5 protein-coding genes and 1 pseudogene are annotated in these 7,890 nt (G+C 60.9%); 4 read left to right on the plus strand and 2 right to left on the minus strand.

All coding sequences use genetic code 11. The features are described 5' to 3' along the window. The first annotated feature begins 347 nt into the window (after positions 1–347). Positions 348–2,615 (plus strand): DNA topoisomerase IV subunit A, encoded by a 2,268-nt coding sequence (gene parC / locus ACJWXQ_RS12545; protein ID WP_346049800.1) that lies wholly within the window; start codon positions 348–350, stop codon positions 2,613–2,615. A gap of 162 nt (positions 2,616–2,777) precedes the next feature. Further along, complete coding sequence (gene htpX / locus ACJWXQ_RS12550; protein WP_346049802.1) at positions 2,778–3,656, plus strand: protease HtpX; 879 nt, start codon at positions 2,778–2,780, stop codon at positions 3,654–3,656. 89 nt (positions 3,657–3,745) lie between these two features. On the opposite strand, the gene ACJWXQ_RS12555 is transcribed toward htpX, so the two are convergent. After that, complete coding sequence (locus ACJWXQ_RS12555; RefSeq protein ID WP_346049804.1) at positions 3,746–5,815, minus strand: EAL domain-containing protein; 2,070 nt, start codon at positions 5,813–5,815, stop codon at positions 3,746–3,748. 158 nt (positions 5,816–5,973) lie between these two features. Beyond that, positions 5,974–7,014, minus strand: a complete 1,041-nt coding sequence (gene epmB, locus ACJWXQ_RS12560; RefSeq protein WP_346049806.1) for an EF-P beta-lysylation protein EpmB — start codon at positions 7,012–7,014, stop codon at positions 5,974–5,976. 117 nt (positions 7,015–7,131) lie between these two features. Here epmB and efp point away from each other — a divergent pair, with 117 nt between their 5' ends. Both efp and ACJWXQ_RS12570 read left to right on the plus strand, forming a co-directional pair. Beyond that, positions 7,132–7,701 (plus strand): elongation factor P, encoded by a 570-nt coding sequence (gene efp / locus ACJWXQ_RS12565; protein WP_346049808.1) that lies wholly within the window; start codon positions 7,132–7,134, stop codon positions 7,699–7,701. Positions 7,702–7,704: 3 nt separating this feature from the next. Next, a pseudogene (locus ACJWXQ_RS12570) lies at positions 7,705–7,890 on the plus strand (EF-P lysine aminoacylase GenX); the annotation flags it as partial.

The raw sequence follows: 7,890 nt of genomic DNA on the forward strand, positions 1-7,890 counted from the left end.
CTGGCTGGTACTGAGATACTTTGAATGATGCTTGGGCGGCTGTTTCGGCGGTCGACGTCTGGTGGCTTCGAGTCGGTGGCTGACGCAGGGGCGGGGAGGCTTTTCCAGGAACGCCGTGGATACGTCCCTGTAGGCTTTGTGGGCGACGTCCTGTCGCCCACAATCCTGGAAAAGCCTCCCCGCCCCTGCTACGCCACCTCGCGCCACGGACAGTTCTGGACCATGGCCGCTCTATCGGCCCATGAGGACTTCGAGGACAGCCGGCGCCAGCGTAAGCCACCGGCTCGAAGCCACCAAAGCCCATTTACACGAACAAGTCTCGAAAATAAATCTTCCGAGGACAGGAAATGACCGAAACCGTGAGCAATGGTGAGGCCAACTGGGAACGCCAGGCGCTGAAGGACTTTACCGAGAAGGCCTATCTGGACTACTCCATGTATGTGGTCCTGGACCGTGCACTGCCGCATATCGGTGATGGCCTGAAGCCGGTTCAGCGCCGCATCATCTACGCCATGTCCGAACTGGGCCTGAGCGCCGCCGCCAAGCCCAAGAAATCCGCGCGCACCATTGGCGATGTGCTGGGCAAATACCATCCCCATGGTGACTCGGCCTGTTACGAGGCCATGGTGATCATGGCCCAGCCCTTCGGCTACCGTTATCCCCTGGTGGACGGGCAGGGCAACTGGGGTTCACCCGACGATCCCAAATCCTTCGCCGCCATGCGTTATACCGAAGCCCGTCTGGCGCCCTATGCCGGCGTCCTGCTGTCCGAGTTGGGGCAGGGCACGGTGGATTGGGGGCCGAACTTTGACGGCACCATGAGCGAGCCCGAGGTTCTGCCGGCCCGATTGCCCAATGTGCTACTCAATGGCACCACCGGTATTGCCGTCGGCATGGCCACCGATATTCCCCCACACAATCTGCGGGAAGTGGCCACTGCCTGCGTGCGTCTGCTGGAGAACAGTCGCACTTCGCTGGAAGAGCTGTGCGAGTACGTCCAGGGCCCGGACTATCCCACCGAGGCCGAGATCATTACCTCGCGGGAGGATATCCGCAAGGTCTATGAAACCGGCAACGGCAGTATTCGCATGCGGGCGGCCTGGAAGAAGGAAGAGGGCGAGATTGTCATCACCGGCCTGCCGCACCACACCTCCGGCAGCAAGGTGCTGGAGCAGATCGCCGAGCAGATGCGGCAGAAGAAACTGCCCCTGGTGGCGGATTTGCGGGATGAGTCGGATCACGAGAACCCGGTGCGCCTGGTGGTCGTTCCCCGCTCCAACCGGGTGGAAGCCGAAAAGCTGATGAACCATCTGTTTGCCACCACCGATCTTGAGCGCAACTACCGCGTCAATCTGAATGTGATTGGCCTGGATGGACGGCCGCGTGTACGTAATCTCAAGGAGATGCTGTCCGAGTGGCTGCAGTTCCGCATGGACACCGTCACCCGGCGTCTGCAGTTCCGCCTCGACAAGGTGACCTCCCGCCTGCATGTGCTTGAAGGTCTGCTGATTGCTTATCTCAACATTGATGAGGTGATCCAGATCATTCGCGAGGAGGACAAGCCCAAGCCGGTGTTGATGAAGCGTTTTGGTCTCTCCGATGAGCAGGCCGAAGCCATCCTGGAACTCAAGCTGCGTCACCTGGCCAGGCTTGAGGAGATGAAGATTCGGGGTGAGCAGGACGAACTGGAAGCAGAGCGCAAGCAGCTCGAGAAGACCCTGGGGTCCAGGCAGCGACTCAAGACCCTGATCAAGAAGGAGATCCTGGCCGACGCCGAGCGCTTTGGTGATGAGCGTCGTTCGCCCATCGTCAGCCGGGGTGCCGCCAAGCCCCTGGATGAAACCGAACTGGTGCCCTCCGAGCCGGTTACCGTGGTCCTGTCACAGCGGGGTCTGGCCAGGGCGGCCAAGGGACATGAAGTCGACCCGGAGGGGCTGAACTACAAATCCGGCGATGGTTATCAGGCCTCGGCTCAGGGTCGAAGCAACCAGTTGGCCGTGTTCATGGACAGCACCGGTCGTACCTATACCGTGCCGGCCCATACGCTGCCATCGGCGCGGGGACAGGGTGAGCCCCTGTCGGCCCGGGTCAATCCGCCGGATGGTGCCACCTTTGCCGGGGTGATGATCGGAAATGAGGATGATCGCTGGCTGCTGTGCACGGACCAGGGGCACGGTTTTGTTTGCCGTCTGGGCGAGATGTATTCCCGTAATCGCAAGGGCAAGGCCGTCCTCACCGTGCCCAAGGGTGCCAGGGTGTTACCGCCCACCCCGGTAGTGGATCCGGCCCACGACTGGATTGCCGTGGCCGGCAGCGAGGGCCATTTCCTCACCTTCCCGCTGGAAGAGCTGCCGGAGCTGACCCGGGGCAAGGGCAACAAGCTCATGGGTATCCCGCCTAAGAAGCTCAAGACTGGCGAGGAGCGGGTGGTGGCTGCCACCGCCTTTGACGAGGCCGACACCTTGGTCCTGTTCAGTGGTCAGCGCTACAAGCGCCTTACTCCGTCGGAGCTGGATGAATACGTGGGCGAGCGAGGCCGTCGTGGCTACAAACTGCCCCAGGGCTGGCGCAAGGTGGATGCCCTGGTGCCCCAGGCGCGTCTGCCGGCCAAGTAAGACCGCCATTGCAGAGAAAGCTGGGCCAGGGAAGGCCCAGTCGTGCCATCGCCAGCCCCCTTCCAGAACCTTCCTGCGCCTCCATGGTCCATCCTTCTTGATAAGGCGAAGGTCGGTCCCCATATTTTTCGGCAGTGAAACTCAAACGGAGTGTTGCCAACAATGAAGCGAGTCGGTCTGTTTCTGATTACCAACCTGGCCATCCTGGCTGTGCTGTTCGTGGTGGCCTCCATCCTTGGTGTGGATCGCTACCTGGACGAGCAGGGTGCGATCAATTTCCAGGCCCTGCTGATTTTTTCCTTCATTCTCGGGATGGGTGGCTCTTTCATTTCCCTGGCCATGTCCAAGTGGACTGCCAAGAAGATGACCGGTGCCCAGGTCATCACCCAGCCCCGCAATGAAACCGAAGCCTGGCTACTGCGGGTGGTGGAAAACCAGGCCCGGCAGTGCAATATTGCCACCCCGGAAGTCGCCATTTATCCCGGTGGGGAAATGAATGCCTTTGCCACCGGCATGAACAAGAACAAGGCCCTGGTGGCTGTGAGTGTGGGCCTGTTGCGCAACATGAGCCGGGATGAAGTGGAGGCCGTGTTGGGCCATGAGGTCAGCCATGTGGCCAATGGCGACATGGTGACCCTGGCCCTGGTGCAGGGGGTGGTGAACACCTTCGTGATCTTCCTTTCCCGCATCGTCGGCCATGTGGTGGATCGGGCGGTGTTCAAGACCCAGCACGGTCATGGCCCGGGTTATTTCATCACGGCCATCATTGCCCAGATTGTATTGGGCATCCTCGCCAGCACCATCGTGATGTGGTTCTCCCGCTACCGGGAGTTCCGGGCCGACGAAGGGGGTGCTCGCCTGGCGGGGCGGGAGAAGATGATCAGCGCTCTCAAGCGGCTGGCCAATCCGCGCAACGAAGAACTGCCCGACCAGATGGCAGCCTTTGGTATCTTCGGGCGGCCCGGTCAGGGTCTGAAGAGATTGTTCATGAGTCATCCGCCCATTGAGGAGCGCATCGAGGCACTTCAGCGGCTTCGGTAAAAAAGAAAACGCAGCGCCAGGCTGCGTTTCGAGAAAGCGGCTTGGGGGCATGGAAGCCCCCGCGTCGCGCCCAGGCCGAATGCCCGGGCTTATTCCTGTTCTTCCATTACCACTTCCGGTTCCTGAACGTAGTTGCCCTGAATGTAGGCGACACCCAGTTGGAAAAGGACCGCCATGGTGTTGGCGTCTTCCACTCGTTCGGCAACGGTCGTGATGTCCCGCTCCTTGGCCGCGGCAATGAATTGCTCGACTTGTTCCCGCTTGGCATCGTCGCTATCGATGCCCTGCATGAATGAGCCGTCGATCTTTAGAAAGTCCATGTCCATGTGACTCAGAGTCTGCATGGAGTTGAGGCCGATCCCGAAATGCTCAACGGCCACGCCGCAGCCCAGGTCGCGAGCCTCTGCGGCAAAGGCCTTGCCTTCCTTGAGGCGCTTGTCCAGAGAATGCTCCGAGATTTCAAAGACCACATGCTTGGCGAGGGTATCAGACTGCTTGACCTTGCCCAGTATCCATTTCACCAGCTTCGGGTCGGCGAGAGTCTGGTGTGAAACTCTCAGGAAGAAGCGGCCGGGCTGGCCCTTTTCCATTCTTTCCTTGAGCACCTTGAGCGAGTGATCAATCACCCAATGATCCACAAGACCAACCAGCCGCTGTCGTTCGGCAGCCGGCATGAAATCATGGGCCTGGAATTCCTCGCCTTCTTCGTCCCTGAGTTGGACCAGAATATCGGAGAGGTCCGAATCACCACCGGTAAGGTCCGCAATGGGCTGGTAAACCAGCTGGAACAGGTCCTGCTCCACGCCGGCACGGATGCGCTTGGCCCAGGCATGATCCGAGAGCTGCCCTTCGGCATCGGTTTCCGGTGGCTCATAGACGATAACTTTGCCGCCGCCGGCCTTGCCGCCCTGGGCCACTGCTTCCAGGGCCGTGCTTAATAGCCCATCTGCGGTTTCGATCAGCTCCGACATCTCGCTGATGCCGATGGTGGCCGTCATGGCGGTGGATTGGCCACCTGCCTCGAAGACATGCTTGGCGATGGCCTGGTTGAGAGACTCGGCCCAGCTTTTTACCGCCGCTAGATTTCCCCGTTCCAGCATGACGGCGAAGCTGGCATTCTCCAGGCGTGCCGGGAAATCACCGTCTTCAGCGTGGTTTCGGATGATCTCGGCCAGCCCCTTCAGCACATCATCGGAGGCCACGACACCAATGCGCTCCCGCACGGAATCGAATTTGTCCGGCTGGACCACCAGCAAGGTCCGGGCCTTGTCATCATCCTGTCGGCTCTCAAAACGCTGAGTCAGAATCTGGTTGAAGTAATTGCGATTGAACAGGCCGGTGAGGGAATCCCGGCGTTCCAGTTCTGCCAGTTGTCGTTCGTAGGCTTCCGGGTCACCGCCTTCGCTGCGAATGGCCAGCTCGACGGCCGGTTCGCCATCCATCTCAAGGCCGCGTACTTCCACGGTCAGCTCCACTTCGCCGCCATCGGCTTTACGGCCCTTGAGCGTCAGCGCTTCCGTGGGTGGCTTGCCCTTGAGGGTCTGCTTCAGGATCTTGCGAATGTCGGCCTGAGACTCCTTGCTGAAGAAGTCCATGACCGGCATGCCTTCCACATCATCGGCATCCTCATAGCCGAACAGTTCGATGTAGGCCGGGTTGGCACTGACGTGGATACCCTCCTGGATATACGCCAGGGCATCGGCCGAGTCTTCCAGAATGCCCTCGAAGCGTTCTTCATACTCGCGGAGTTGCTTGCGGGCTTCATGCAGGGCCCGGGCCTGGCCCAGTACCTCCAGCTCCCGCGAGACCACCGCCACCAGGCGTTCCGTCTTGTCCAGGGAAACCAGGTCACGGGCCCCGGTCTGGATGGCCTTGGCGACCGCTTCCTCGCTGGCTTCTTCACTGATGGCAATGACGGGAACCAGGGGGGCATGTTTGTCCCGCAGCTCGATCACCTTGGACAGGCCGGCGCCGGCACCCTTGGTGTAGGAAACGATCAGGTCCGGCTCCTCTGCCCGCAGCTCCTTTTCCAGATCCTCGAAACGGCTGATCCACTTGGGGCGAACCGCGTGGCCTGCATTGCGCAGCAGCCGGTTCAGGACTTCCGCGTCGTCCTGTGACTGGGTCAGAACAATGGCTGGTAGATAGCTTCGTTTCATTTAGGGTCGGATCCTGACTGTTAGCGTGTTCGAAAAGGCGCGGGCGGGTCGGGGGCAAGCTTTCCTGTCCCTGAAAGACCGACTCCAACTCGACACTTGTAACGGAATCGTGCTCGATTTTCCAGTGTAAACGAGCCCCCTCGATAATAGTGATTTCATTACAGCGGCCGCTTGGCCTGGTCGCCCGGAATTTCCTGTACCAATCGGGGAACCATGTAACCGGGAGCCAAGCGGCGCAGTTCGTCAATGATGGTCCGGGCGCGGTGATCGGAAACCTGAAAATGGGCCGCGCCGGCCACGGGATCCAACTGATGCAGGTAATAGGGTGCCACAGCGAGCGCGGTCAGTCGCGCCGACAGATCCTCTTGAGCGCTGACGCTGTCATTGACGCCCTTGAGTAGAACCGCCTGGTTGAGCAGCAGAACACCGGCCTCGCGCAAGGGGCCGAGGGCTCGGGCCACGCTCTCATCCAGCTCCTGGGCATGGTTGGCGTGAATGACCAGGCACACTGGCCCGGGAAATGCTGTCAGTAACGCCACCAGCTCTGGATCGATCCTTTCCGGCAGCACCACCGGCAAGCGGGTATGGATGCGCAGACGCTCCACGTGGGCTATCTTGCCCAGGCCTTCGATGAGGGGGCGGAGTTTGTCGTTATCCAGGCTGAGGGGGTCGCCACCGCTCAGGATCACTTCCCGGATGCTGTCATCGGCGGCCACCGCCTCCAGGCTGTTCCGCCACCGCTTGCGGCCGGCATTTTCCTCGCCATAGGGAAAATGACGCCGGAAACAGTAACGGCAGTGGATGGCGCAGGCACCGGTGGTGACCAGCAATGCCCGCCCCGGATACTTGTGCAGGACGCCCGCGCTCTGGCGACTGTCCAGATCCCCAACCGGATCATTGACGTAGCCGGGAACCGCATCGTTTTCCCTATCCAGTGGCAGTACCTGCCGCAACAGGGGGTCGGTCGGGTCACCGGGTCGCATGCGGGCAACATAGCCGCGAGGGACCCTTAGCGGGAAAGGGGTGGCGGGATCCACCGGCTCGGCCAGCTCCTCGGCGCTCAGGGACAGGTCCTGCAAGAGGGCACCCACCTCGCGATAACCTTGAGCCAGGAGTCGGTGCCAATCTGCCTCGCTCGCCTGTTCTGACGGCCTGGATTGCCCGGCGGGCTGACGGGGTGCGGAGTGAGCAGGTATCATACTGGGCTTTGTCTCCAGGGGACGCTGGATTATCGGGTTCCCGGCCGGGCCGGGGCCCCTTCGTGGGCAGGGGCCCATTCTGCAATTTTGCACCGGAATCTTAAATGGGGTTTTTCAATGGCCACTTATAGCACCAACGAATTCAAGGGCGGGCTCAAGATCATGCTTGACGGCGAGCCCTACAATATTCTGGAAAACGAGTTCGTCAAGCCCGGCAAGGGCCAGGCCTTCAATCGGGTCAAGGTTCGTAACCTCAAAACCGGCCGGGTAATCGATCGGACTTTCAAGTCCGGTGAATCCGTTGAAGCTGCCGATGTCTTCGAGATGGACATGCAGTATCTGTACACGGATGGTGAATTCTACTACTTCATGGTGCCCGATACCTTCGAGCAGCACCAGGCCTCTCCGGCGGCCATGGGGGAGACTGCCAAGTGGATCCGTGAACAGGACGTTTGCAAGGTCACTCTCTACCAGGGGGATCCCCTGTCCGTGGAGCCGCCACCGTTTACCGAGCTCAAGATCGTGGAGACTGATCCCGGTGTCCGCGGTGATACCTCGGGTGGGGGCGGCAAGCCTGCCACGCTGGAGACCGGAGCCGTGGTTCGCGTTCCCTTGTTCATTGACGAAGGCGAGGTGATCAAGGTCGATACCCGCAAAGGTGAATATGTCTCTCGCGTCAAGGACTGAGTCTTGAGCCGAAAGCCTTCCGCAGCCTGGCGACCCGTTGCCGCGATGGAGAGCCTCCGGCAACGGGCGCGGTTGCTCCGGCAGGTCCGCGCCTTCTTCGACCGGCGCGGGGTCCTGGAAGTGAATACGCCGCTGCTGTCACGCTGGGGCATCCCCGACCCGGCCATTCCCTCGATCCCGGCCGAGGCC

The organism is Natronospira sp. (assembly GCF_007134575.1).
GTDB classification, from domain to species: Bacteria; Pseudomonadota; Gammaproteobacteria; order Natronospirales; family Natronospiraceae; genus Natronospira; species Natronospira elongata.

Coding starts and splice junctions, on each gene's coding strand:
- ACJWXQ_RS12555 (WP_346049804.1), bottom strand. CDS start 5,815: ATGAAACGAAGCTATCTACCAGCCATTGTTCTGACCCAGTCACAGGAC.
- epmB (WP_346049806.1), bottom strand. CDS start 7,014: ATGATACCTGCTCACTCCGCACCCCGTCAGCCCGCCGGGCAATCCAGG.
- efp (WP_346049808.1), top strand. CDS start 7,132: ATGGCCACTTATAGCACCAACGAATTCAAGGGCGGGCTCAAGATCATG.
- htpX (WP_346049802.1), top strand. CDS start 2,778: ATGAAGCGAGTCGGTCTGTTTCTGATTACCAACCTGGCCATCCTGGCT.
- parC (WP_346049800.1), top strand. CDS start 348: ATGACCGAAACCGTGAGCAATGGTGAGGCCAACTGGGAACGCCAGGCG.